The organism is Bradyrhizobium manausense, from assembly GCF_001440035.1.
In the GTDB taxonomy this organism is placed as follows: domain Bacteria; phylum Pseudomonadota; class Alphaproteobacteria; order Rhizobiales; family Xanthobacteraceae; genus Bradyrhizobium; species Bradyrhizobium manausense.
In genome coordinates, this window is record NZ_LJYG01000014.1 from 1 (window position 1) to 24,663 (window position 24,663).

At 56.2% G+C, this 24,663-nt stretch carries 20 protein-coding genes and 1 pseudogene; 6 read left to right on the top strand and 15 right to left on the bottom strand.

Features of this window, described 5'->3' with window-relative positions:
• Positions 1-400 (top strand): annotated as a pseudogene (locus AOQ71_RS02230) (IS5/IS1182 family transposase); the annotation flags it as partial.
• A 23-nt stretch (positions 401-423) separates the two neighbouring features.
• Here AOQ71_RS02230 and AOQ71_RS02235 read toward each other — a convergent pair.
• The 14 genes from AOQ71_RS02235 to AOQ71_RS02300 form a co-directional block, all read right to left on the bottom strand.
• A complete protein-coding gene (locus tag AOQ71_RS02235; protein ID WP_057741168.1) occupies positions 424-1,359 on the bottom strand; it encodes a glycosyltransferase family 2 protein in 936 nt (311 codons plus the stop codon).
• A gap of 37 nt (positions 1,360-1,396) precedes the next feature.
• Entirely contained in the window at positions 1,397-2,347 is a 951-nt protein-coding gene (locus AOQ71_RS49565; RefSeq protein ID WP_083513868.1) for an aldo/keto reductase, read from the bottom strand.
• A complete protein-coding gene (locus AOQ71_RS02245) occupies positions 2,338-4,104 on the bottom strand; it encodes a GMC oxidoreductase (RefSeq protein WP_083513869.1) in 1,767 nt (588 codons plus the stop codon). The genes AOQ71_RS49565 and AOQ71_RS02245 overlap by 10 nt, the downstream gene beginning before the upstream one ends.
• Entirely contained in the window at positions 4,023-4,604 is a 582-nt protein-coding gene (locus AOQ71_RS02250) for an LbetaH domain-containing protein (protein WP_057741175.1), read from the bottom strand. The genes AOQ71_RS02245 and AOQ71_RS02250 overlap by 82 nt, the downstream gene beginning before the upstream one ends.
• Complete coding sequence (locus tag AOQ71_RS02255) at positions 4,604-5,830, bottom strand: glycosyltransferase (protein ID WP_347336672.1); 1,227 nt, start codon at positions 5,828-5,830, stop codon at positions 4,604-4,606. The genes AOQ71_RS02250 and AOQ71_RS02255 overlap by 1 nt, the downstream gene beginning before the upstream one ends.
• A gap of 5 nt (positions 5,831-5,835) precedes the next feature.
• Positions 5,836-6,939, bottom strand: coding sequence for an acyltransferase family protein (locus AOQ71_RS02260; protein WP_157083331.1), 1,104 nt, complete (start codon positions 6,937-6,939; stop codon positions 5,836-5,838).
• Positions 6,926-8,482, bottom strand: a complete 1,557-nt coding sequence (locus AOQ71_RS02265) for an endo-1,3-alpha-glucanase family glycosylhydrolase (protein ID WP_157083332.1) — start codon at positions 8,480-8,482, stop codon at positions 6,926-6,928. Before AOQ71_RS02265 ends, AOQ71_RS02260 begins: the two co-directional genes overlap by 14 nt.
• 32 nt (positions 8,483-8,514) lie before the next feature.
• Positions 8,515-9,918, bottom strand: coding sequence for an O-antigen polysaccharide polymerase Wzy (wzy, locus tag AOQ71_RS02270; RefSeq protein ID WP_083513871.1), 1,404 nt, complete (start codon positions 9,916-9,918; stop codon positions 8,515-8,517).
• A gap of 175 nt (positions 9,919-10,093) precedes the next feature.
• Positions 10,094-11,431 carry a lipopolysaccharide biosynthesis protein gene (locus tag AOQ71_RS02275; RefSeq protein WP_157083333.1) on the bottom strand — a complete coding sequence of 446 codons (1,338 nt, stop codon included), beginning with the start codon at positions 11,429-11,431 and terminating at the stop codon, positions 10,094-10,096.
• Between the two features lie 27 nt (positions 11,432-11,458).
• Entirely contained in the window at positions 11,459-12,511 is a 1,053-nt protein-coding gene (locus AOQ71_RS02280; protein WP_057741186.1) for a glycosyltransferase family 9 protein, read from the bottom strand.
• A complete protein-coding gene (rfaD, locus tag AOQ71_RS02285; protein ID WP_057741188.1) occupies positions 12,508-13,494 on the bottom strand; it encodes an ADP-glyceromanno-heptose 6-epimerase in 987 nt (328 codons plus the stop codon). The genes AOQ71_RS02280 and rfaD overlap by 4 nt, the downstream gene beginning before the upstream one ends.
• Positions 13,491-14,957: a bifunctional D-glycero-beta-D-manno-heptose-7-phosphate kinase/D-glycero-beta-D-manno-heptose 1-phosphate adenylyltransferase HldE gene (hldE, locus tag AOQ71_RS02290; protein ID WP_057741190.1), complete on the bottom strand. Its 1,467-nt coding sequence runs from the start codon at positions 14,955-14,957 to the stop codon at positions 13,491-13,493. The genes rfaD and hldE overlap by 4 nt, the downstream gene beginning before the upstream one ends.
• Positions 14,958-16,139 carry an AGE family epimerase/isomerase gene (locus AOQ71_RS02295; RefSeq protein ID WP_057741192.1) on the bottom strand — a complete coding sequence of 394 codons (1,182 nt, stop codon included), beginning with the start codon at positions 16,137-16,139 and terminating at the stop codon, positions 14,958-14,960.
• Positions 16,140-16,210: 71 nt separating this feature from the next.
• Complete coding sequence (locus AOQ71_RS02300) at positions 16,211-17,653, bottom strand: undecaprenyl-phosphate glucose phosphotransferase (protein WP_245316647.1); 1,443 nt, start codon at positions 17,651-17,653, stop codon at positions 16,211-16,213.
• A 230-nt stretch (positions 17,654-17,883) separates the two neighbouring features.
• On the opposite strand from AOQ71_RS02300, the gene AOQ71_RS02305 reads away from it, so the two are divergent.
• The 4 genes from AOQ71_RS02305 (at position 17,884) to AOQ71_RS02320 (ending at position 22,058) form a co-directional block, all read left to right on the top strand.
• Positions 17,884-18,960 (top strand): ABC transporter substrate-binding protein, encoded by a 1,077-nt coding sequence (locus AOQ71_RS02305; RefSeq protein WP_057741195.1) that lies wholly within the window; start codon positions 17,884-17,886, stop codon positions 18,958-18,960.
• A gap of 205 nt (positions 18,961-19,165) precedes the next feature.
• Positions 19,166-19,438 (top strand): hypothetical protein, encoded by a 273-nt coding sequence (locus AOQ71_RS02310; RefSeq protein WP_245316649.1) that lies wholly within the window; start codon positions 19,166-19,168, stop codon positions 19,436-19,438.
• A gap of 272 nt (positions 19,439-19,710) precedes the next feature.
• Positions 19,711-20,685, top strand: a complete 975-nt coding sequence (locus AOQ71_RS02315; RefSeq protein ID WP_057741196.1) for a GDP-L-fucose synthase family protein — start codon at positions 19,711-19,713, stop codon at positions 20,683-20,685.
• Between the two features lie 65 nt (positions 20,686-20,750).
• On the top strand, positions 20,751-22,058 hold the full coding sequence (locus AOQ71_RS02320; RefSeq protein ID WP_057741198.1) for a WcaI family glycosyltransferase: 1,308 nt from the start codon (positions 20,751-20,753) through the stop codon (positions 22,056-22,058).
• 105 nt (positions 22,059-22,163) lie between these two features.
• Here the strand turns inward: AOQ71_RS02320 and gmd are convergent, their stop codons facing one another.
• On the bottom strand, positions 22,164-23,255 hold the full coding sequence (gene gmd, locus AOQ71_RS02325) for a GDP-mannose 4,6-dehydratase (RefSeq protein WP_057741201.1): 1,092 nt from the start codon (positions 23,253-23,255) through the stop codon (positions 22,164-22,166).
• 224 nt (positions 23,256-23,479) lie between these two features.
• Between gmd and AOQ71_RS02330 the strand changes: the two genes are divergently transcribed.
• Positions 23,480-24,663, top strand: a 1,184-nt coding sequence (locus AOQ71_RS02330) for a mannose-1-phosphate guanylyltransferase/mannose-6-phosphate isomerase (RefSeq protein ID WP_162268302.1), incomplete at its 3' end; no start/stop codon positions are given.

The following is a 24,663-nucleotide window of genomic DNA, read 5'->3' on the forward strand; positions in this document are numbered from 1 at the left end:
CGATGGTCACACCTTGCGAGACGTCATCGACCGCACCGAGACACTCACCGGCTGTGCGATCGAGCGGGCCTATGTCGACAAGGGATACCGCGGCCACGACGCGCAAAATCCTCGTCGCGTCTTCATCTCCGGCCAGAAGCGCGGCGTCTTCGGTGTCATCAAGCGCGAGCTGCGCCGCCGCTCCGCCATCGAGCCCATCATCGGACACCTGAAGACCGATGGTCACCTCGGCCGATGCTATCTCAAAGGCCGCCCCGGCGATGCGGCTAACGTCATCCTCTCCGCCGTCGGTCACAACTTCCGCCGTGTCCTCGCCTGGCTGAGAGCTCTTTGGTGCCTGATCCTCACCACCCTCATCGCGCCCGCCAGCGACTGCTCACCGCTCAAATCGGTTTCTTAACGGACGACAACTTACCAAACGACTCATCGCGTCGGCTGCCCCACGGGAACTAGAGTAAGGCCCGTAACTTTCTGCAATTTTTCTCTGATCTCGTCCAAATTCGACAGATGAGCGATGGAATGTTCTAACTCTTCGATCTTGGCTCCAACAAGGAAGCGATACCAGAATCCCTGCAGCACATGATAAATGAGGCCTTCTTTGCCGTCCAAGAACCCAAGCCTCAGTAGATAGCGATACAGAAAGTATGCCGTTGAACTCAACTGAAAAGGAATACGGTTGTAGATTCGTTCCTTGACCAAGCGCTTGGCAGCGGCTTGGAACGAACTTGTTTCGATTGAAAAGCTGTTCGGACGCGGCATGAAATGTAGCCGCTGGTTCAATACATCTATGGCTTCTCGCGTAGCATACTTATTGTGCTTATCGGTGAAAAAAGTGAGATTGTTGAGGTTGTGATCGGAAAAGCCCCCGGCAAAGGTCACCGTTCTGCCGCTATGGACCACCATATGTTCGTCCATCCAGCGATCTTCGATCGCTCCGAATCCTCTGCGCCAAATACGCAAGAGAACAAGAATTCCGCGGCCGCCATATTTTATGGTGCGGTTCAAGAAGACAAGTTTGCGTCGCAGATTTATCCCGACGATGTCATCAGATAACGAAGGAAGTTCTTTCGCGATTTCTGCGGCCAAATCAGGTTCAATGATTTCATCAGCGTCGAGCCGCATGATCCAAGTCGCCGTAATTGGAGCATTTTCCAGCGCCCAATTAAATTGTTTTGCGTAGTTCACAAATTTGTTCTGAAGGACAGTAGCGCCAAAGGCGTTGGCGATGTCGACGGTCGTATCAGTGGAGAATGAATCCACCACGAATATTTCAGAAGCGATGCCCTTTACGTGAGTCAGCGCTCGCTCGAGATGAATTGACTCGTTGTGTGTGAGGATGATGACAGCAAGATCTGCCATTGTTGAAGGTTCCTGTATTTTTTGATCTAGCGTCTCTTCATTTGTTCACGGGGAGGGCTTGCTGAGCGATCAGCTTGTCGAGTCTTTGCACGATCGCCGGATCAATCTGCTCAGCAGCACGTGTACAATTTTCAAGAATGTGGGCGCGCGCAAACATGGACAGCAAGACAGTACCGGTAGGGTTGTTCGCTAGCGCATAACGAATGAGTATCTCTGACGGCTGTCCTTCAAGTCCAAACCGCCTGCCGCTGTTCCTCAAGAGCATATCGACATTGCTCCAAGCACTCGGCTCGAACACGCTGTGAGTCACAGCAAAATAAGGCTGCCGTGCCCTGTTCTCTTGCAGGAGCTTCCGGAGATTCTGAAGAAAAGGGGTATCTTCAAATTGGGCTCCTTGAAAGAGGGTCGAGGTTGAAAAACCAGCCGAGATCGAGTCGATAGAGCCGGCTATAGATACAACTCCTGCTAGACCGTCCTTTTGGATGCGTTGCAGTTCTTCGATAACCACCGGATTTCTGCAATCCTCAGGGCTGGGTTCATGAAGTGCGAGAACATCGAGATGGTCCGTCTGTAGTAGGCGAAGACTATTCTCAACGGATTGGCGAATTCTCTTCGGGTCCAAAGGCGGACGCGTGCCGACAGAACGCGCTCTTGAGACGTGGCGTCGAATACCCGGAAACGTGCGCACGGCCCAACGTGCCGGATGACGTAGAAGCCTCTTAAAGGGCGAAATCTCTGGCCGATCAATGCCCACTTTCGTGCAAATAACGACGCGGCCTCTGCGGCTTCTCAAGAACGATCCCAAGATCGCTTCGGCCTGCCCATCTCCATAAGGTGGCGCGACGTCATACCAATTGATCCCTTGATCGTATGCGTATTCGAGCGATCTGAGACCTTCAGCCGGAGCTATCCGTGACCCTAGCGATGCGCATCCGAAGCCTATGACTGAAACGTCACGCTTCAAGATAGGATTGTAAATCATTCGCATCTGACTGAACCTATTTGCCGGTCGAAGTGCTGTACGCTGCTTTGGGTGCGATCGAACTGAGCGGTTAGATAGGAGGCAAGACGAAATGCAAATGCTACGATCTGGAAGGTGGGATTGGCTTGACCCGAGGAAGGGAAAACACTGCTACTCAGCAAGAACAGATTGTCTAACCCGTGAACCTTGCAGTTTTCATCGACGACGCCGCTATTTGCGTCTTTACTCATGCGTGTTGTTCCCAGTTGATGAAAGCCATCTGAGGCTTGGGCCATTACCGAGGAAACGAGAGCGTCCCTTGATGTTCGATACTCAAGATAGCCGACGTTAGCCTCCCGCAACGAGCGATCCAAGATATCGTGGGCTCGGACGACCGAAGTGGCATCTAACTCGCAATAGTTGAAGTCCACGACCAGACGCTGAACCCCCAGGCTATCCTTGTCCGTGGCCAGCGAGACGAATGACGATTCCGTCGGCAGTTGCTCCGCATGATAGTGCAGAGCATAACGGCCAGCATTGTTGCGAATGATGAAGCCTGGCTTGCGCGGCGAGCAGAGATACCGATCGCGAAGAAGTTGCATCGCCGACCAAATCACCGAAAAAGGGGATTTCACAAGGTTACTGAGATGGCCGGCTATCTGAAACGGGCTAGGGCCCACATGACTGACTCGGACGCCCTCAGACAGCAAGCGACGACCGATGAACGGGATTGCCAGCAAGAGCCACACCGCCGATAACAGTCCGTTGCGATGCTTGGCGTCATGGAAGGGAGGATTGTCGGCCCAAAAAGCGATATTGAGCAATTGTTCGTTCCGGAGAGTATCCTTTTGCAAGGTGAAGCGCCGGCGCGCGAAGTGATCGCCGTCTACAAAAAAATCGAGTTCAGCGATTGTTCTCGGATCGCGGAGAACCAGATCCGCGATCTTGCCTGAGATGTGGCCCATATAGAACCTACCCAAGGTGGAAGCCCAGCGCTGCGAAACACTCGGATAACTCTGTGCCAGCAGGAGCATGATCCTCGTAGTCTCAAGACCACCGCAGGCGAGAATGCAGGTCTGAACGTTGATGGTTCTCGATGTCTTATAATCCGCCAGAGTTATTGCGCGAAGTTGTCCCGTCCCCTCGGCGAGATGGATCTCCCTCAAGGTTGCGCCGAGCAAAAGCGTTATCGCTTCGGAATTTTGCATCTCATCAATATAAGCCATTCTTAAATTGACATTCGGGGTCCATCGCTCAAGCTGTTTGATCGTGGTCTGACTTAGCTGTGTCCAATTGCCGGGGTCCTTCTCAAAATCCCCAGAGCCGCAAGCGAAGAACTTGGCTGCATCGGCATGCCAAGCCTGGATATCTTCGTATGAAATGGGCCATCCTGTCCCGGGTGCGTAGGAACGATCCTGGAAATCACTCGAATCGAAGGGAACGCATCGTCCTCCCCACCACCATGACGTTCCGCCGAACGCGCGACAGGATGCGATTTCGATGGGAGCGTGCGTCCGAGAGTTCACAACATGGGCTCGCCCAAGCTCCTGGTGCGATGCATCCGGGGTCTCATTCCCTGATTCGACAAGAAGGACGGAGTGCCCAGATTCGGCAAGCGCAAGCGACAAGGCAACGCCAGCAGGCCCGGCACCTACGACGCAGAAATCTGTCGAAGGAAGATCGGTCGTTTCTTCGAATCGTTTCAGCATGTCTTTGAAAACGAACGCGGCTGGTATTTCCGTTTTCTGAGCGCCTGAGCCGGATTGCCGGAATAAACGACCCATGGCTCGAGATCACGGAATGCGCAGGCGCGTGCGCCCAAGACGGCACCTTCGCCAATCTTGACGCCGGGACCGACGAAAGCGTCCGCGGCAATCCAGGCTTGTGCGCCGATTTCAATCGGCTTCGCCTTCAGTTGAAAACTATTGTCATCGATGTCGTGAGTGCCCGCACAGATATGGGATCCCTGTGACGCCAGCGAATAATCCCCAAAGCTGATCTTCGCCATGCAATACACATTTACTTTAGGACCGACATAGGCGTGTTCACCGATTTCGAAATTTGGAGGATACCATATTCGCGCACTTCCATAGATGCCGGCCGTGGATGCAACTTTCGCGCCAAACAGCCTGAGCAGCGTCCGTCTCCATGGGTGAAGGAACGGTGGCGTCCAGGAAGCAAGAACCAGCCAGGCGGCACTCCAAATGAACCGTTGCGCTCGATTCCTTAGCGAGAAGCTGGGGCCTCCTTCCATCGGCTTGGTTTGTTGCGCATCAAGCAGCATCAGTTCAAACCTTCAGCCTTCAGCAAGTCGATGAATTGATCGATATTCTTTGTCATGTCGAAGTGATTGAGGAAGACTCCACGCGCCGCCGTCCTCATTGCTGACTTTTCAGCAGCAGGTATTGCGGAGAACCGGTCTAACAGTTCGATCGTGCCCTCGACAGTATCTGCGGCCACTAACCCCGCTTTACCGTCGGAAACCTCCCGCCAGATATTCACTTTGTTAGAAATCAGTGCTGGTGTACCGCAAGCAAGTGCTTCAGCCACGACAATACCAAAGTTTTCTTGATGTGATGGTAGGACGAAGGCCTCAGCTGCGTGGAATGCGCCCCACTTCAAATCGCCGCTGATCATGCCAGGCCAGTGAATCCGGTCAGCAACGCCCGCCGCCTCGCCAAGAGCCTGAAGCTCTGGGGTCCAGTTTGCTTGGTCGGGTCCAGCCATGACGAGATCAAGATCAGGGAATCGGTGCGCTGCTTCTCCGAAGGCCCGAATTAGCAGATCGCAACCCTTTTTGGGATGGATTCGGCTGAGGTACAGAAAAAACGGCCGCTGACCCAGCGCGGGTATTTGGGCGCGGAATAGTTGTTTCTGCTGCTCGATTTCGCCGGGAGTGTAGGTCGTACCATATCCAAGGACCGCCTCCCGGACCCGATAGGGCCAGAATACATCCCGAGCTAAAGTCCGTTCTTCGTCCGTTGTGAAAATCACCCTGCGTGCCCCAGCCAGGAGCGGTCCCTCGCCAAACCACCAGAACACTTGTTTCGCGAGATGCTTAAGGGGATGGGCGGAGCGAAACCATGGGTCGAGCATACCGTGTGTATAAACAAAGTACGGGACCTTTGACTTTCGCAAAGCAATGCGAGCCGCGAGGGCGGCGTAATTCCAAATCCCGTTCACGACAACAACGTCGTATTTGCTCATGTTCTCCATTAACCAGGGTAACAAGTGAGGCGAATAGCGGTAGCGGACCCACGGCAGCCATCGCCAACGAGGGTGCCTCGCCTTGCCCAGTGGAATGACCGGGACTGGAAAATCAGCAATCCAGGCGTCAGATCCTGAATCTAGGGTGGCGAGTTCGCGCCGGTGACCCCGCTGATTTAAAAGAGGAGTGGTCGAAACGATGCCCTGGATAGGGCCTCCGCTGCGAGGGTCGACACTCGAAATGATGTGAAGGATTTTCAATTGTCGTCTCTTAGTCCCTTGGGTGTGCTTGCCCATAAGCATTGCGACTACCCCGAAATTCGCCGCTTTTCAGAAATCGCATCAACCAGCAATCGGGTTAAAGGCCCTTCCACATATCTATGAACCAGCAAGGCGAAGATGGCCGCAACACAAATGATCAGAAGATATGGGAACCAAAGCCAAAGACCCGAAAGAAGAGTATACTTAGACAGGACGCTCCAAGAGGCTCCCACCACGAAGGGATGAGTTAGATAGAGGCTATATGAGGCCTCTCCCAAGGCAATCGGGAATCGAGCACTAGCTCCCGTGAAATACCGATCGAGAGACACAAACGAGAGCAGCAATAATGCTCCTGGCAATCCCCAGAAGACGACGCGATAGAGGATTATTTCAGGCCCAAGTACATTAGATGCGCCGATCACCAGCAACAAAACCGATCCGAGAGGTAAAGCAATATACGTCGGTAGCAACATCCTACGCACGGTTGCCCAACCGACCAGCATCCCAAGAACAAATTCCAATAGCAAAGGATTCAACAGAAGGGAGAATGATCCAAACTTCCCAGGCTGCGCAAAGCCCAGACCGGTCAATAGAACAAAGGATAGGGACAACCAAACGACGGGCCTCTTAAAGCCTGTCGTCAGCGCGCATGCGAAACAGATGTAGAAAAGCATTTCAAATGAGAGGGTCCAGCCTGGCTGAAGAATAGGAAAGCCATAGTGGTCGGGACTCCAGGGCGGAATAAAGAGATAAGAGCAGACTACAAGGGACACGCTAAGCCTTGTGTGTTCTCCAACATTAGGCATCGTAATCAGAGTTAGGATCTTCACCGTCGTGAAGATCCAGTATAGTGGGACGACGCGGAGCACCCGTCGTAGCAAGAACGGTCCTGCGGCCTCCTTCATACCCCAGCTATTAACGGTAACGATTACAATTACAAATCCGCTGATCGCGAAGAAGATGTCAACGCCGGCTTGACCAAAATACAGTCGAAAGGCGGCGCTTCCGCTCCGATCACTCATAACCAGCGCGTTGTGATAAAAGAGCACCAAGCATGCAGCCAATCCGCGCAAAATTTGCACGCCAAGATAGACCTTCTTGTTTGTCGGATGCTGCATTCCGAGAGTTGGGGACAGGTCAATGGGCTTCAACTGGTTGCTTCCGCCGGAGCTGCTCACTATGCAGAACTGCTTCGTCTGCGATGATAGTAAAGTCCTGCCAACCGCCTTTATCGAGCAGCGGAGCCTTGCTTTCCACGACTCCGATCAAATTCTCTCCTCGGAATAACTGGACTACCGGCACTGCCGACTCAAATGCACCAGCCAGCGTGACATGCCTTAGTTTAGTGTCTGTCGGGTAGCTCGATTGCCCGGGCGAACCTGCTTCATTTGAGCGAACAAGCCACTCGTAGATGCCTGCGGGAACGGGGAGTTCCCAAATCTGGCTGCCCAATGTCAGCCGCACCAACGCGGGCTCTCGAAGAATCGTAACCACATCGATGTAATCTACCGTTGGGCTGCCGTGACGCCACGCCGCGTTTATGGTTTTCGCCCCGGCATTATCGAGTTTCGCGCGCACAAGTTGCTTCGGCCGGAGCAGCATCACCCGCTCCTCTCGCCGGTTCGGCGGGAAGCCGGTTTTCAGCCAAGATGAAAAGTAGGCCGTAAGGTGCAGCCAGGTTTCGCCGGCTGTGCTCGATGGCACGATAGCAGTGTCTTCGCTGAAATCATTCCACGTTTGTATGTTCACGAATGCAGGTCTTTTTCTTAAAGCCTCTAGCCACCCGTCGATGTATCTAGCCGCTCCAAAGCTATTGCCATACTCCATCGGGAACTGGCCCGCTCTGCGCTGATAAAAGGATGGGGAAACTGGAAACACAGCATCCTTGTGCAACGATGAGGCAATCTTGAATACCACGGACGAATGCAAGGCAGACCAATCATCCTGTGGCGTCCATACTGCTACAGCATCTGCTTCATGCACCAGGGGAGACTCGATGGCCTTGTTGAGATCGTAAGGAACGTAATAAATAATGTAAGCGAATTCCGATCCCCCCCAAGGTGCCAGGAATTCATCGATCTTCTTGCTAGCGCCCGAGTAGGGATCGTGGACCTTGGCCATTGATTTTGAATCGAATGCAAAGGCAAAGACCGGCTTGCCATCTCGGGACAAGAACGCATTCGGATGAGCATCCATAAAGCGCTTCACATTCTGTCCGAACGATTTGAAGTCGTCACTTAACGGATCGGCCCAAAGCTCTGGGATAACCTTGGTCGAGTTTGATCGATCGGCAACTCTCGCAACCAACTCGAGTCCGCGCGAAAATTGACTTGAAGGCAACATGCGCGGTCCCAGTAGCAGGCTGACGGCGTCCAGACCTGCAGAGTTAAACAGCTCGAATTCCTTAACCGCGGCAGCTTCTCCACTGGATGCAATCTTGGCCAGATCTTGAGAGTACCATGTTCCCTCGAACTTCAAGGGCGGCCAATCCCTTACGTTCTCGACAGAGGCCGGATGCTGAACACGATCGTCGGATGTCGGATAGGCTCCCAAAACGTAACAATGCATGTAGTGGGAAATGACAATTGGCTGAACAACACTATCGGCAGAAACCTTCGCAGGGCCGATCAAAAAAATCGCAACGCATGCGACAAGACCTCGAAGCGCACCGCATTTTTTGCGAATTGAATTCACGACGTATGTTTTCTCCAGAATAGGCGAATGTCCTACGAACGTGACCCAGTGAGGCGTCCCGGTGTTGCCCGCGATGGATTTGAGAAGATCAATGAGGCAAATAGAAACAGAAATAAGATCACCAAGACAAGGATCATGAACTCTCGTAACAAATATGCGAACGCGTTCCGATGCGTCCAAAGAGCGAAATACAATGAACAAAGTGAAATGATCCCCCACAATCCGACGTGGTTGGAGCGGTTTCCAAGGAGATAGATCATCCGAAACATCACCAGTTCGGCCAAGACTACGAGGGAGACCCCTAAGTAGCCGCCGACTAGATATGCCTCTCCAATGAACGAGAAGCCCCAACCCGCGCCTTTGGCCGCTTCTGTTGGATTGTAAGCAAAGCCGAATCGGACGTTCAAGGGCATGAACTCTGACTTGAGCAGGAACTGGGGTATGAGCAATTCCCAAGCCAGAGAGTAATCTCCAAAGTATGGGAGAGGAGCGACTGCCGTTGTGGTGGCGGCGGCTGACGTTGCGTAGAGCGCCACGGTTTCGTTTCCCAAGTACTGATCAAATTGTAGAAAGAAGCGTTCCCATTCACTGGTCACAAAGAAGGAGGAAATGGGCAGTTGTTGAATGCGAAGATAGCCAAGGAAAGAAAATACAACGAAAAGGAGGGCAATCCCGGCGAGCGAGGCACATATCAAGGCCGCTCGCTTTGGACGCCAAAGTGCCGCGACGCCAAACAGTACAATCTGCAGGAAGTATTTTCGCTGCCCTAAAGCAATTGCGATCGCTAGAACAGCTAGGATCGAACCGCAAATTAGCAGCGGATTCTTCTTCTTCATTGTCAACGCAGCTGCGTAAGCAGCAATGGCTAGTGGAATCGAAAGTAGTAGCAATCCAGTTCCGGTCTGAAGACGCACTTCGAAGCCCTGAGCATATGAAATGTCGCCACCTAGAACGATGCCGTTCCGCGCAATATAAACAGCGCTCAGTAACAAACTTGCAGCAGCGCCGGTGAGCGCAACCATGGACAACGTAGGGTCCGATCGCAGGTCTTTCGGCTCTTCCTTTGCGTCTAGCGATAAAAAGCATACTGCAGCAGCAGCAAGCGTCGACAAGTCGGCCCAGTTATAGATGTCGAAGGCATCCCGAAGCACGAAGCCGAGAGTGGTGCGGGTGCCCCCCGTTTCCGCTAGCAGGGGCAACAAGCTATATAGCGCCATGACGAAGACAAAGAAGATGACCGGATCGGAGTAATTTCTCCGCTTCGAGAGGGCATGGACAGCAAAGCTTATCGTCACGAGCGGGACTAGTATTGGTTTATCTAAAGACGCTCCGATTTGAACAAGCCAAGCTAGGCCTGCGAGTCCCGTATAAACAAACGCCAGTATTCCTAAACTTCGATCGAGCGCATTTCGCGTTGAGCACACTCTTACGTTCATCTATGCAACTCGTGTCGATAAGGGCGGCGAGAGGGCGGATGCCGCATGTGGGTCAGTTCCTGGATCGTTTTTCGACCGGTTCTCATTATTTGCTATGGAGCAAGAATGGTTCTCCTCGGATGAAGCGAGATCGAAATAGATCGGCCGATGCATAATTGCGCGCATAGTGGCCAATCTACCGAAGCTCAGGCGCGTTGGTTGGTCGACGCGTCGGGAAGTGATGCCAGAGTTGAAAGCCTGCATAACAAGCCATCAGACAGTGAAGCGCGAAGAATGGGAGTGTAATGGCTACTAAGCTCCCATTGTGCTGGCCGCTAACATAGGAGAGCCCGACTCCGATGGCACTCAAGAGACAGAACACGCGAGCCGCCCCGATGTGCCGATTGATGGATGCCAGGGGCATCAATTCAGCACTCCAGATCATTTCGGCCGCTATTGTTAAAAGCAACACCAAGAAGAACGTTTGGTCGACCGTTATCCTTGTGGCAGTCCAGAGTTCGATGATCCATCGTCCTGTGAGGATCAAAGCAGCGATATACGACATGCTCAGACCGATGGTCGCCCACAGGTGAAGCCTAGCAAGTCTCGCGAACCCCTGAAGGTTTGCCAAGCCGAAGAGGCGGGAATATTCCGGTGTAAAGGCGAAGTTGATCATGTTGACGATCGAAGTCCCTAGTCGCGCCAGCGTTCGGGCAGTTGAATAAACGACAACCTGCATCGGAGTGCCGACAACTCCCAGTATCAAAACTGGGCCCTGAATGCTAAGTGCTTGTCCGATCGACACTAGCATGAAGCTTAGCGAAGGCTGAAACATCGCTCGTGTCTCCTCCAGAGACGCGTGCCTTAGGCCCAGAGTCAACCAGTTTGCTAGTGCCCTCAACCTTAGCCACGTGGCGACATCGAATAGGATACGATTGGCGACGATTGCGAGTGCTGCTGCGACGATGTCGCCGCCGAGCATTGCAGCGAGTGCCGTGACGATCCCCTCCATCAATCTGGACGACGCTCCCCATAGCACCTCTTCGGTCGGCCTCCCAATGCACCGCAGCCCGCTCGCCAGTAGGAGCAGGTACTGAGTCAGCAGGACGTTGCCGGCAAGCAGGAATACAACGATTTTGGCCGATTTCTCACCGACGGAGCCGAGCGCAAAAACTGAGCTGATTCCAATGATCGGAAGTCCCAGCAGTAGAATGACAAGGATGACTGCCACGATCACGTTGAGCAGCATAAAGATGCTTTGATATGTGATCAGGGCACCCGAACGTTCTCCGCGGGCAACCTTGATTGTCATGACGTTCTTCGCCGCCATCGTGAACCCGAAGTCGGCAAAGGTGAGATAAGTCGGAATCGCAGATAGCAGAAGCCATACGCCGTAGTGCTCTGCCCCCCAATGGTGCAGCAGCACAGGCACGAGCGCGAGCTGGACACCAACCGTTACGCACTGATTGTAGATCTGTGCGCCGAATGTGGATGCCAGGCGCTTGAAGGACGATTGTCCTGCTGCGGGGTTCATGAGCATCTGTTGAATTGGGCCAATGCTCTAAAGCTGACGACAGGTAGAAGGCGTCTGGGAGGCGCGCTCTCGCCCACTCGACGAAAGTAGCTGCGTCGCTGCGTTCAGCACTTTGTCGACCGAGATCGCCGTGACCCCGTCCATATTATGTATCACCTGGTGCCCGGGCCCGTACGGATGCCATTTCGCTGGTTTGTTGAAATCACCGAACAGGCCGATGCACGGAACGCCGGTTATGGACGCAAGATGAAGAGGGCCGGAATCGTGTCCGATGAAGAGCCTGGCCGGGCGTAGGGCGGCAGCACTCTCTCTCGGCGAAAGTCGCCCGCAAGCGTCGATTACGGTATTGGGCCAGGCTTGTCCTACCAGCAGTGCCCGTTCGGCATCCTCGGCCGCCCCAACGACCAGTAGGGCGTGATCCCCGAAGGAAGCGCCTAGCTGCTTCAAGAGCAGCAGCCAGCGCTCGATGCCCCAGTCCTTTTGGGCCGCCTTGCCGCCCATGTTTATGGCAATTAGAGGAGCCTCAACACTGGCGATGAGTTGCTGGCCCCGGTGGATTTCTCGTTCCGTCAGCATCAGGTTCCAGGCTGCGGTGGACTCGAGATTGATTGGGCCGAGTTCGAACAGCGTTCGCGCAAGGCGCTCGCATTCGCGCTCTTCGATGCCGGTCTTCGGATCGACCCGATTGTTCTGGAGGTCATGCGTTGCCGGAAGCCCGATGATCCTGGGTATGCCGCTGACCCGGAAGAAATACTTATCCCGGATGACGTTCATGCGACCGCGTGCGGGCATTAGGTACACAAGCGTATCGACCTGAAGGGATCGAATGGTCCGCGATAGCTTCCAGAGCTCGGTAAGCGATCTGGTGCCAACAGGATAGGAAACATAACTTCCGATCAGTCCGCTGTCGCCGAGGATGGCTTGCAGTGGCGCGGCCTTTGTCGAAACGGGAATGTTGGTGAGCAGGATACGATCGGCGTCCGGAAAAACTTCCGCGATCTTGTGAAAGCAGGGCAGCGCGACAATGGTGTCGCCCAGGCTGCCAAGCCGATATACCAGGATCTTTCTTCTTGGGGTCATCGATAACGGTCGTCCTGCAGCAAATACTTTTCGAGATAGTCCTCGATCCCACCCTCTAGGCTGGTGAACTCAAAGCTCATGCCGGTACTTCGGAGCTTCGTCATGTCCGCCTGGGTGAAGTACTGATATTTCGCTCTGATGGATTCTGGCATGTCGATGAATTCGATCGATGCATCCTTGTTGAGACGAGTCCGCACCAGCGTCGCAAGATCGAGAAATGATCGCGCCTTTCCAGTGCCAAGGTTAAAAATACCATTCAGAGCGGGATTATCCAGAGTCCAGCAGACGACCCTGGAACAGTCCTTGACATAGACGAAATCTCGCAGCTGTTCGCCATCCCGAACATCGGGACGGTGAGATCTGAACAGCTTGATTCCCTGTCCCGTGCTGATCGTATCGAAAAGTTTCGAGATGACGCTGCGCATGCCATCTTTGTGATACTCATTCGGCCCGTACACGTTGAAGAACTTGAATCCGACCCATTGCGGCGGTTTTGGTTTGCCTTCGGCCACGCGCGCCGAAAAGATCTGATCGACGACCTTCTTGCTCCAGCCATATCCGTTCAGGGGGCGGAGTTCGCTCAGAAAGCCCATATCGTCTCGATCGTCGAAGTCCGATTCGCGGTCTCCATACGTCGCCGCCGACGATGCATAGATGAATGGCACATTGGCAGTGGCGCACCAATCCCACAAATTGACGCTGAAATTGATGTTGAGCTCGATGAGCCGATCCACATCTTTCTCTGTCGTCGCCGAGATTGCACCCATATGGATGACGGCTCGAATCGACGAAGCGTTGGCATTCAGGAAATCGATTAAGCCCTCAGGCGCAACGAATGCAGCAATAGATCTCTTGGCGAGATTCAACCACTTGTCACCGCTGCCGAACCAATCGCAGACCGCGATCGGTCCTTTGCCAGACAGCTCCAGGTCTGCAACGATATTCGAGCCGATAAAACCGGCCGCTCCGGTTACGACGATCATCGCGAACTCGTGGTGGAAATCTGAGCAATGACATTCGAGGTGCTCCGCCCTGGCACGAACTCGCTCCGCAAAACGGATCCGCCATGTGCGAGCACAAAGGATGCACCGACGATCTGATCAATCTCGTAGTCGGCCCCCTTGACCAGCACATTGGGAGAGATGGATTCGATGATCTCGAGCGGAGTGTCCTCCTCGAATATGACGACTGCATCCACCATTTTCAACGAGGCGAGTAAGACGGCTCGGTCGGTTTCGTTGTTGATCGGTCGCGCAGGCCCCTTCAGCCGTTTCACGGATGCGTCGCTATTCACTGCAACAATCAGACGATCACAATTTGACCTGGCGAAGTTCAGGAGCTTCAGATGCCCAACATGAAGGATATCGAAGCAACCATTTGTGAAGCCGATGCGCAGGCCATCCTTTTTCCAGAGCGCAATGCGAGACTTGACGTCATCGAGCGGGAAAAGGCGTTCGGATGTCTCGTCGTCGGAAAACTTGTGCCCGGAGGCAAGGGCCTCGAGGAGTTCGCTTCTCGTAACTGTGGCCGTGCCATGCTTGCCCACTACCACCCCGGCGGCGCAGTTCGCCAGCGCAGCGGCCTCTTCCAGCTCGGCTCCGGCTCCCACGGCTAGCGACAGTGTCGCAATCGCGGTGTCCCCCGCGCCCACGACATCCGCAACCTCGCGTGCGCTCGCGGCGATGTGGACCGGTTCCTTTTTCCTGGAAAGAAGCGTCATGCCTTTTTCGGCACGGGTGACAAGGATATTCTCAATGGTCGTGTTACTTAGGACCGCGTGGCATGCCCGAACGGCACAGTCATCGTCGAATGCAGGATCGATGCCCGTCGAAGCGAACAGTTCTTTGGAATTGGGGGTGATAACGGTCGCACCTGAGTATCGCTCGAGGTGCTGCGATTTGGGATCGACCAGCACAGGTACCCTGGCTTCTTGAGCAAGCTGAATTGTGCGTCGGATGACGGCGTCGGTCAGGACGCCCTTAGCGTAATCTGACAACACGATGACATCGTGGTCGGGCAGTGCCCGCGATACGAGATCAAGCAACTTCAGCTCAAGACCGCGCGAGAGATCATCGGCGCATTCGATGTCCGCCCGGATCACGTGTTGTCCTTGCGAAACATACCTGATTTTCTCGGTGGTAGGACGATCACTGGATGTCACACATCGAACCGATATGCGGACGTCTGACTCAAGCTCACGCACGAGTGCCCGGCCGGCATCATCATCTCCGACCAAACCAACAAGCGTACAAGAGCCATTGAGGGAGCTGATATTACGCGCAACGTTGGCCGCTCCACCGGGAATCTTTTCGGTCTTCCTGATCGATATCACAGGGACAGGGCGCTCGGGAGAGATCCGCTTGATGTCGCCGCCAATGAAGCGATCAAGCATCAGGTCGCCTATGCATAGAACTCTTACGGACGAGAACTTATCTACTGTCGACATTTACAACAGGCTTTCCTGAAGAGTGGCGTTGAAACTCGATTTCGAGCCGCTGCCAGTCGTGGAATCGATCAGCGCAGCAAATGCTCCTACGATATGGTAGAGAGACGTAGCGGGTGCGGGCTCAAGGATAAACTGATCGGGCAACCCGTCATGTCGCTCCACCCACAGGCCGGGGGTAGGTGCGGCATCCAGAAAGCACCACAGGGCGGCCGTGGCCTGTTCGAGCGGCGTCGCGTCTTTGGAAGATGCATGTTTTAAAAGAGCCAGTTCTGCGCGGACCCATTCGGCGTGAGGCCACAACCTTACCGTAGACTGAAGCGCATGCCCCCGGCTGTCCAATTCTCCGAACAGCATCCCTGTTTTTGGATTTTTGCCGAAAAGGTGAGCAAATCGGTAGGTATCTGGAAGGCTGGAGTGAGCCATCCCGGTCGCCTTACGATATTCTTCGAGAAGCCAGATCCACTCGAACAGATGCCCCGGCTCGACGACGTCGCGAATATCGGAGCTGCGCGCAAGTGAATCGTCCAAATATTCGCTGATTGATCCGGATGATGCGTTCAGGAAATGCAGCTCAAAAATGGTCACCAATTCGTCAGCAAAGCAACGGAAGGCGCCCGTTTCGTCGAACGGAAGCCAAGCGAGGCTTGCCTCCAAGAGGTGCATGTGTGGATTTTGTCGCCTTGGTTCGCGGTGCGGCGCACCTTCCAAAAAGCCGGCAATCGGATGGCGAAGTTGTGAGTTGAGGTGCTCAAGGACAAGGAGAGCCTCCTCACGTTCGCGTTCTTGCTTCAGCAGGCGATATGAATGAGCCAGGCTGAACAGCACGAAGGCCAGATCGTAGGTGTCTTGCTCTTTGGTCTGTGGTTTGCAGTCCAACTCAAAATGAGAGAGATAGCCGCCTGAAGAGCTTTTTGCTTTGGTGTACAAGAATTCCAAACCGTGCTCGACGGCAGCTTTTCCTTTGTTGAAGCCCATTCGGCTGGCTTCAGCAAAAACGTAGATTTGGCGCGTAGCGGTTCTCAGGCGCTTTCGGTCGGCGCTGTTCGTACAACTGCAGAGGTCAAGCGCGTCATAGAATCCGCCTTGGCTCCAATCAATCCCATTTTCGAACCAAAGGGGGGCGGCGCAATTGACCACCCAGTCCCGTGCCCTATCGGCTTGTTTGTTCCAGGTGTCCCACATATCGCAATGCTGCGCGAGTCGATCAGCTGCTTTGACAGCGAACCGCCGTACTAAGCTCCTCTATTGCTTTCTTAATAGGCGCTGCGCTGGCCGACGCTTACAAGGGCTGTCTTGAAAAGTATGATCAAGTCCAGCCACAAGCTCCAATTATTAATGTACCACAAATCGAACTCCACGCGCTTCTGCATCAGCTCGAGCGCGCGGGTTTCTCCGCGGTAACCATTAACCTGGGCCCAGCCGGTGATGCCGGGCTTGACGTGGTGGCGGAAGGCGTAATTGCCGATGATCTGCTCATATTCGCTGTTGTGGGCGGCCGCGTGTGGGCGGGGCCCGACCAGCGACATCTCGCCCTTGAGCACGTTGAAGAGCTGAGGGAGCTCGTCGATCGAGGTCTTGCGGAGCCATTTGCCGATGCCGGTCACGCGCGGGTCGTTCTTGCGCGCCTGCACCACCTTGGGACCATCTTCCAGCACGCGCATGGTGCGGAACTTGAAGATCTTGAAGGCGCGGCCGTTGAAGCCGTTGCGGGTCTGGCGGAAGAACACCGGGCCCGGCGAGGTCAGCTTGATCAGGACGGCCGTCACCAGCATCACCGGGGCGAACACGATCAGCGCGAGGCTGGCGCCGGCGAGATCGAGCGAGCGCTTGAGCGCGCGTTCGTTCCAGGACAGGGGGGCACGGCGCAGCTCCGCCGTCCAGGTGTTACCGGCGCTGTGCAGCGGATAGCGCAGGAAACGCGCCGCGTGCGCATCGGGCACCAAGTGCACCGGAATGGGCAGGATCTTCAGCGCATCCAGGATGCTGTCGATGGCGTGCTGTCGGTCCCAGCTCATCAGGAGGAACACGTGCTCGATCCGGTTCTCGCGCGCATAGGCGATCAGCTCGTCGAAGCGCGGCGCGATCGCGGAGAGCAGGAGGGGCGAGGTGAGCTCGCGCTCGCGGATCTCCATGATCCGCATCAAGCGGTATCCGTGCTGGGCTAGGTCCGATATCGCATTCGAGGACGCCGGCAGGCCGATTTCGGCGATCATCACCGCGCGGCTGTTGGCGAAGGCGCCGGTGCGCAACGCATTCGCCGTCCAGCGCGCGGCGAACGCCTTCCAGATCACCAGCACCGCCAGGCCGACGGCATAGAAGGAGATCGTCGTGCCTCGGGAGAACTCGTCGGAAACCTTCATGGCGAAGGCGATCGCCAGTAACGCGCCGAACACGCCTGTCCAAGTCGTCCCCGTCATCCGCAGCGTGCGCGGGAGGTCGGTGATGGCCTTCAGCCGGTAACCCTGCTGCACGATAATGAGGAGGATGAAGTTTAGTGCAACCAGCGCGCTCGCCGCGGCATAGACATTCGCCTTGCCGAGCACCGACTGGGCGTAGAGATGATACGCCACCGCGCAGCCGATGCCGGCCCCGATCACCAGCATTGCATCGATCAGCATCACAAGCCGCTCGACAACCAGCGGGCGAAGAAAAGTCTTTGCGAAACCCGTGGGCTCGGCAAAATCCTGCTTGAGCACGCTAGTTTCCGCAGCAGAATCAGGTGCTTGCTCCTGTCGAGCCTCCAGGATTGTCATCTGCCCCAGCCCATTAACAATCGATTCACTATCCAAACGCGCCGTGCTATCGGCCAAAACCACTATCAAAACAAGGCAAAGGGAAAAGTAACCTTACCCCTATGATTGCAATGTAGCGCATCTTGTCCCGCCCAACATGTTAAATTTCACCCTTCGTTAGGAAGCTCTCTCCAGTGCCTCAAACCCGGTCTCGCCGGCGACGATCCAGGCGACACTTCGGCGCCATCGGTTTAGCCACCATCGCGCTCCTGGGGATTGCGCTCCTCGCGCTGCGCCCCGATTCCGTACCGGTCCGAGAGGCGACCGTTTCCACCGCTGGCGCGGATCTGCTCCTCGATGGCCCATACGGTGCGCGCTTCGCTGGTGAACTGACGGCGCTCAAGCAAGGATTCTTTGCTTCTGGCATCGGGCTTCGCCCGCACCCCGACGACCCGAATTACGTCGAGACGATCGCACGCGAACGAGCCATTGGCGTGACGAGCGGGCAGAAGTTCCTCTTGGCCGCCTGGCGCGGTGTTCCCGTCACCGCTTTTGCGGCAAGTTTCCTTGACACCTCCATTGCGATTTTCGCGCTCGAAAGTTCCGGGTTGCGTCGGCCCGCTGATTTGATCGGCAAGCGCGTGGGCTACCGCAAGGCAAGCGAGGGTGACGTCATCTTCGACGCCATGATGGCGCAGCTCGGTTTGCCCCGCAGCCAAATCACAAAACTGGCCGATCGCGACAGCTTCGATGCGCTGCGCGCCGGCGAGGTGGATGCCATTGTCGCCGCCATCGATGACCAGCCAACTCCGTCGGGGACGGGCTACAACGTCCGGCTGAATGTGATCAAGCCGCAGGACTACGGTATTCACGTTCCGGGGCTGGTCTATTTCGCCAGCAACGATCTCATTCATGATCGACCGTCCATAGTCGCCGACGTTCTCCAGGGCCTCATCCGAGGCTGGCAGTTCGTCTACACGGACTATGCACGCAGCGTGCCTGTTCTTGTTGGCGTCGATCCGGAGAGGCTGAAAGCCGAGCGGGTCAGGTTTGAGCTGCAGCAACAGCGAAGTCTGGTTCTAACGACCGGGGGCCGTATTGCGGACTACGACGAAAGTCGCTGGAACACCCTTCGGGACATCCTGATCTTCGCCAAGCTTGGTGAGGAAGAGGTGCCCCTCGCCCAATCGGTCAACTATCAATTCCTTCGCGACGTCTACCGCCGTTCGCCCGACCTTGGCACTCCCGGCGCCTGGACCGGGGAGAAATAGGGCCAAGAAGCCACAGTTCTGCGCCATATCGTTCAGCGTTCGGATTCTGGGATCGGGATCGGTTGCCTTCGACCCCCGGGGCTTGGTAGTCTTGGTTCACTATTTGAGCCGATTTCCGGCCGGTTCACGGCTATCGTGCCGCTGGAATAGTTCCTGCTTGGAGCTGCGCGGGTACGGTTCTGTTTGGGGCAAGGGAGCTTTGCGGATGTTCAAGACGATTGCGCGCGTGGGTCTTTTGGCGTCGGCCGCACTTCTGGGGGCGGTGAGCGGTGCGGGTGCCGGCATGCAAATGCCTGGAAGTGCAGCATTGCTCACCGGCGAAGCCCAGGCCACGCCGGTCACCTTCTGGGCCCAGCCCTATCCCTACCGCTACGTGCCGCGGAGCCGTTGTCCGCTGGTTCGGGTGGAAACGCCCTACGGCTGGTATTTTGAACGCGTCTGCGCTCCGGTCGGACCCATTTTGCGTCGGGCTTACTAATCGCGCGCCTCTAGGCCAGCGGAATCCCTCGCCGACGAGCAGCCGTGCGCCCCGTGCGGGTGCTTCGCCTAATTTGCCATCAGTCGCTGCCGGACGTTTACGCAACCAAGCGCAGTTCACCATCTTCATGCTTCCGGAAGAACACGGGCTGCCGGATGGTGAAGATTGTGTTAGCAAGCTGACTGTGTTGCATAGCGGTGGGGCGTTGGAGCCCGCTTTGGTGGGCTGTGTTGTCTGTTCTTTCGGGTGACGAGGGCCGGTAGAGGGGAGCGATGACAGGGGCTGCAATTTACGATCTCTCGGGTAAGCGGGTCTTTGTGGCCGGCCATCGCGGCATGGTCGGCTCGGCCGTCGTGCGCCGCCTCGCATCGGAAAATTGCACGGTGCTATTCGCCGATCGACATGAGGTAGATCTCACCAAGGAAGAGCCGACGATTCGATGGCTTGAGGCGAATCGGCCAGAGGTTGTGGTTCACGCAGCCGCAAAGGTTGGAGGCATTGCCGCCAACAATAATTTTCCGGTCGATTTTCTTTGCGACAACCTTGCGATCGAGCTCAACGTCCTCCGCGCCAGTCATGCCGTTGGCGTGCGGCGGCTCTTGTTTCTGGGCTCGTCCTGCATCTATCCAAAGCATGCCAAACAGCCAATCAGCGAAGATGAGCTGCTGAACGGTCCGCTCGAACCAACCAACGAGTGGTATGCGATCGCGAAAATTGCGGGCCTGAAGATGTGTCAGGCCTATCGCCGCCAATTCGGCGATGACTTCTTCTCCGCCATGCCCACTAACCTCTATGGGCGTGGCGACAACTACCATCCCGATCATAGCCACGTGCCGGCGGCGTTGATCCGACGGTTTCATGAAGCCAAGCTGGCGCAAGCGCCCACCGTGACGGTCTGGGGCACCGGAACGCCGCTCCGCGAATTCCTGAACGTCGACGATTTCGCGGATGCCTGCGTGTTCCTCTTGAAGCACTATTCGAGTGATCTTCCGATCAATGTCGGCAGTGGTGACGAGTTGTCGATCGCTGATTTCGCAGCGACTGTGGCTGACGTTGTGGGGTACAGGGGCAAGCTGGTGTTCGACACGTCCAGACCTGACGGTACCCCGCGCAAGCTGCTGGACAGCTCACGGCTGAGGGCGCTTGGTTGGCGCCCGAGTATTCCTCTGCGCGGTGGTCTCGCAACCGCTTACGCAGATTTTCTGAAGGGCTACGGGCGTCATCTGGAGGTCAGCGCAACGCGCTGAGCGGATTTACTTAAGCTACAAAAGACTTTTCTTTCATTCTAGACTTTGAGCTGGGCTGGGCTCTTATGCGTGTTCTCTTAGTTGGCATCAACTATGCCCCCGATCTGATCGGCGTGGCAAAATACAATACTGAACTCTGCGAGAGCCTTGCCGCTGAAGGCCACGAGGTCCGAGTGATCACGGCTCCGCCGTATTATCCGGCCTGGGAAATTCCTCCGAGCTTCAGCAACCATTACTTTCGATCGCGGCATATCGATGGCGTTCGCGTAAGGCGCACGCCAATCTATGTGCCGGCGCGTCCATCGGGAGCGAAGCGACTGGTCCATCACGCATCGTTCGCGCTCTCCAGCGCGGTGCCTGTCCTTATGGAGGCGCTGTCCTGGCGGCCCGACGTCATGATCGCCGTCGCACCATCGTTGATGTCGGCTGCCTTCGTCTCGTTCGTAGCTCGTCGCGTCGGCGCCAAATCATGGCTTCACGTGCAGGATTTCGAGGTGGATGCGGCCTTCGATCTTGGTCTGCTGCGCAATCCTTCTCTGCGAAAATGCATGCTTCGAGCCGAAGCGGCGATCCTCAAATCATTCGATAACGTTTCAACCATCTCTCATGCGATGGTGGAGCGGTTGAGGATCAAGGGACTGCGACCCGACAAAATCGCCGAGGTGAGAAACTGGATCGACACCACTGCGATCTGCCCGGGGCCTCGAACGACCAAATACCGTCAGCAGCTGAACCTGGCTGAGGGCGATATCATTGGACTGTATTCCGGCACGATGTCCAACAAGCAAGGCCTTGAACTTGTGATCGAGGCTGCGATTGGCTTAGAGCGAAGTCATCCGCATATCCACTTCATCCTTGCAGGCGAAGGGCCTCACAGGATGAGGCTCGAACAGCTTGCTGCCGGTCATCGCAATATCCACTTCCTGGGGCTTCAGCCCAAGGACAGCTTCAATCAGTTGATGGCAACCGCGGATTTCCATCTGATTCCCCAGAAGGCCGAGGCCGCCGATCTCGTGTTGCCCTCGAAGCTCGGTGCGATCTTCGCATCCGCTCGGCCGGTCATTGCGATGGCTGAAGAAGGCACCGGCCTCGCTGCGGAAGTCGCGAATGCGGGCCTCGTGATCCCACCAGGAGATTCGTCGGCTCTCAAGGTTGCAATTTGCCAGCTTGGTGAAGCGCGGGCCCTGCGTGAGCATTACGGCGAGGAAGGGAGAAGGCGAGCCCTTGATCGCTGGGATCGACGCACAATCGTGCGCCGGTGGTCGGAGGCCATGACAGGGCACGGCAATGCGACAGGGCAGACGAATGCCGGCCTGAAGGGCGCTGCCAACGACATTGGGCTTCCGGTGGAGGATGCCGTTCGCTCCCCATGAGGCATTCGACTGCAGTTGGATGAGGTGACGTCATCCAAAAAAAATGAGCGCCGCGATCGGCGCTCATTTGCCTGTTTGGTCGCCTTGCTGGCCGATCTACGAGAATTACTCGTGGCGAGGATAATATCTAAACCCGTGCTGTTTGATGAGTTCGTCGCGCTTTGCGGATTCGAGATCTTCCTTCATCATTTCTCGAACCAGGCTTTCGAACGACGTCTTGGGCTCCCAGCCAAGTTTCTGCTTGGCCTTTGACGGGTCACCAAGAAGCGTCGCGACCTCAGTCGGGCGGAAATAGCGGGGATCGACCGAAACGATACACTTGCCGGTCTTGCCGTCGTATCCCTTTTCTTCGACGCCGCTTCCTTCCCAGCGGATCGCCATGCCAACTTCGCTTGCTGCGACATTGACAAAATCTCGGACCGAGTGCTGCACGCCCGTAGCAATCACGAAATCCTCCGGCTTGTCCTGCTGCAGCATCAGCCATTGCATTTCGACGTAGTCGCGCGCGTGTCCCCAGTCGCGCAAGGCGTCCAGATTACCTAGATAAAGCCTTTCCTGCAGTCCCAGATGAATGCGCGCCAAAGCACGCGTGATTTTTCGGGTCACGAAGGTCTCGCCGCGGACGGGAGATTCGTGGTTGAAGAGGATGCCGTTGCAGGCATACATCCCATAGGCTTCGCGGTAGTTGACCGTGATCCAGTATGCATAAAGCTTGGCGACCGCGTACGGTGAGCGCGGATAGAAAGGCGTGGTCTCCTTTTGCGGAATCTCCTGGACCAAACCATACAATTCGGATGTCGACGCTTGATAGAACCGGCTCGTCTTTTCCAGCCCGACTATCCGCATTGCCTCGAGAATTCGAAGGGTGCCGAGGCCGTCGGAATTTGCCGTGTACTCGGGTTCCTCGAACGAGACCGCGACGTGGCTTTGTGCAGCAAGATTGTAGATCTCGTCTGGCTGCACTTGGCCAACGATCCGGATCAGGCTCGAAGAGTCTGTCAGGTCGCCATAATGCAGGCGGAATGGCGGATTCGGCTCATGCGGGTCAAGATAGAGATGATCGATACGATCGGTATTGAAGAGGGAGGTCCGGCGTTTGATGCCATGGACTTCATATCCTTTTCCCAACAACAATTCGGCGAGATAGGCGCCGTCCTGCCCGGTTACGCCCGTAATAAGTGCACGTTTCTTTGTCATAATATTCTCTAGGTTCGGTATCCCGTTCGTATCTGAAAACGGAAGGGATAGGGAGATGGCTGAGCCAAAAAAGGCAAGCTTAGATTAACGGCTTTCCCGGTCCGCGGAATGGGCAAAGGCTGCCTTGCTAACGATGTTATGAATTTGCCATCTCGCTTCTCAATTAAAGCCCTATAGAAGGGGCCTTTGTATCGCTGTATCTAATTTGCCTCGGAGCGTCCGATTTGGAACAACGCATTATCCCCCTGATCATGTGCGGTGGTGCCGGCACGCGGCTGTGGCCGGCTTCGCGCGAGGTGCGGCCAAAACAGTTCCTGCCGCTGTTCGGCCCGCGCTCGACCTTCCAGGACACGCTGCTGCGTGTCTCCGATGCGTCGCTGTTCGACCGGCCTGTTGTCATCACCAATGCGGCGTACCGCTTCATGGTGCTGGAGCAGCTCGCCGAGATCGGCATCGAGGCCGACGTGATCCTCGAACCGATGCGCCGCGACTCCGGTCCTGCGATCGCCGCCGGCGCGGCATTCGCGCAAAACCGCACCAGTGAAGCGATCGTGCTGGCGCTCGCCGCCGACCATGTGGTGCGGGACAATGCCGCCTTCGTCGCGGCGTGCCGCGAGGGCCTCAGCGCCGCGAGCACGGGACGCATCGTCACCTTCGGCGTCAAGCCGGAGCGGCCGGCGACCGAGTACGGCTATATCAGCCCGGGTGAGGTGATCTCAGGCGAGGTCCACGCAGTCGCGCGCTTCGTCGAGAAGCCGGATGCGGTGAAGGCTTCGGATTACGTCAATTCCGGCTATCTCTGGAACAGCGGCAACTTCATGTTTCCCGCAAGCCTCCTGCTCGGCGAATATCGCAGGGTCGATGCGGCGAGCGTGGATGCGGTGTCCTCGGCGGTGAACAATGCCGGCCGCGATCTCGGCTTCGTGACGCTGGAGCCGCAGGCCTTTGGCGCGGCCAAGGCGATCTCGATCGACTATGCCGTGATGGAAAAGACCTCGCGCGCGGCCGTGGTGCCGGTGTCGTGCGGCTGGTCCGACGTCGGCTCCTGGCGCGCGGTGTGGGAATTGTCCGACAAGGATGCGCAAGGCAATGCGGCGCACGGCACCGCCGTGTTCGAGGATTCGCGCAACTGCAACGTCACGACCGATCATGCGCTGGTCGCGCTCGAAGGCGTCGACGATCTCGTCGTGGTCGCGACCGCGGATGCGGTGCTGGTCTCGCGCCAGCAGGATGCCAACGGGCTGAAGCGCCTGATCACCAAGCTGAAGGCGGTCGCGCCGAAGGTCACCGAGGAGCATCTCAAGGTGCATCGGCCCTGGGGCAGCTACCAGTCGGTCGACAATGGCGAGCGCCACCAGGTCAAGCGCATCGTGGTGAAGCCGGGCGGACGGCTGTCGCTGCAGAAGCA